1 protein-coding gene is annotated in these 1,850 nt (G+C 62.3%); it reads left to right on the top strand.

What is annotated here, in order from left to right; all coding sequences use genetic code 11:
- The first annotated feature begins 198 nt into the window (after positions 1–198).
- Positions 199–1,650 carry a replication initiator gene (locus ACIBJH_RS48155; protein WP_399123416.1) on the top strand — a complete coding sequence of 484 codons (1,452 nt, stop codon included), beginning with the start codon at positions 199–201 and terminating at the stop codon, positions 1,648–1,650.
- The last annotated feature ends 200 nt before the right edge of the window (positions 1,651–1,850 follow it).

Genomic DNA, 1,850 nt, shown 5'->3' with positions numbered 1-1,850 from the left:
GTGATCTTGGTCGAGAACCCGTCTACCAGGAGCTTCGTCGTTCCGCAGGAGTGTCCAACTCGCGGTCAGCGCCACGAGGTTGGAAAACGCTCATTCTCATAGCTAAGCGAAGCCAAGCCGAATTCGTAGCCAAGCAGAGACAAGCCGGGAGCTGATTTATGAACGCCGCGCCTATCCCTCGCGAAAGGGGTCCACCCCATGTTTCCGATATCGGATGAGGCGCGGCGCTCGGTCCTCAATGAGGCTGAGCGTCTGCGCCTTCTTTCTTCTACCGAGCGCGACCTTATCCGGCTCGTCCACGAACCGGGATTCCCGCGCTGGATCGAACAGATCAAATCCATTGGCGGCTGTGCCCACCCCATCTATCTCGCCGGACACACCACAACTCGTGACGCTCTCACCGGTGAAATACTGCGGCACTACGGCACAACCGAGGAACCTGGCGGCCGTATGCCGGTGCGCTGCCGCAACCGCCGTGAGACGCGCTGTGAGCCGTGCTCCTACCTCCACGCGGGAGACACGTTCCACCTGGTCCGCTCCGGCCTGCTGGGCGGTAAGGGCGTAACGGACGGCGTCCGGCATCACCCTCGGCTCTTCGTCACCCTCACCGCCCCTTCCTTCGGTGCAGTCCACCGTGTGAGCGGCCCTGACGGGGTTGTATGCCGTCCTCGGCGAGACGGTGGTACCTGCGAGCACGGGCGGCCTGTCGGCTGTGGTCAGAAGCATGCCGACGAGGATTCCGCCGTGGGACAGCCGCTGTGCCGGGACTGCTACGACTACCCCGGACACGTCCTGTGGCATGCAAGCGCCGGCGCACTGTGGAACCGCTATTGCCACATGCTCAGACGGCATCTGGCGACTGCCGCAGGAATCACACAAACCCGTCTCGGCGAACACCTGAAAGTCTCGTTCGCGAAAGTCGCCGAATACCAGCAGCGGGGCGCCGTTCATTTCCACGCAGTAATCCGAGTCGACGGACCGGAGGGTCCTTCCTCGTCTCCGCCTCCATGGGCCACAACCGAACTTCTATCGGGTGTGGTGCGCTCTGCTGCGGAATCGGTAGAAGTGCACACACCGTATTCTCGGGCGACCGGTGAACGGGTCATCAAGTGGGGTGGCCAGATCGACGTACACCCCATTCGCACCGACGCTTTCACGGAATCATCGGCGGTTACTGACAGCGCTGTCGCGGCCTACGTCGCGAAATACGTTTCAAAGAGCGTCGGCGACGCGGGCGGCATCGACTACCGCATAACCGACTTCGAAAGCATCCGTCTTTCTCCGGCAAATGCCCACCTGCGGGCCCTCATGGCCGTCTGCTGGCGCCTGGGTGCACTGCCAGAACTGGAGGCGCTCAACCTCCGCTCCTGGGCTCACACGCTCGGCTTCCGGGGCCACGTTCTCACCAAATCCCGCCAGTACTCCACCACGTACGGGGCACTGCGTTCTGTCCGGGCCAAGCATCAGAGCGGGGGTGTCCTGCTCGTCCTGGAGGACCGAGAGACGGTCACCGAATCGGCCTGGCGCTATGTGGGCTCTGGGCACTCTCCGGCCGAAGCGGACATTGCATACGGAATTGCCGAAGATCTGGCGAACCTACGAGAGATCGGAAGGGACATGATCGCCGAGGGGTGGGAATATGCCGCCTGAGGAATATGTGGGATCTTTCCTGTGCGGTCGCCGGGTCGGTAGTCGACCTGAGCCGCTTGGGAGGTGGCTCGTGGTGAGTAACTACACGGAAGTCGCAGAAAAGATTGAGCGTTTTCCAACCTCGTGGCGCTGACCGCGAGTTGGACACTCCTGCGGAACGACGAAGCTCCTGGTAGACGGGTTCTCGACCAAGATCACCC

This window comes from Streptomyces sp. NPDC050548, assembly GCF_044457385.1.
Classification (GTDB): domain Bacteria; phylum Actinomycetota; class Actinomycetes; order Streptomycetales; family Streptomycetaceae; genus Streptomyces.
Note: the sequence above shows the minus strand (reverse complement) of the source record. Positions and strands in the feature narration are given on the sequence as shown.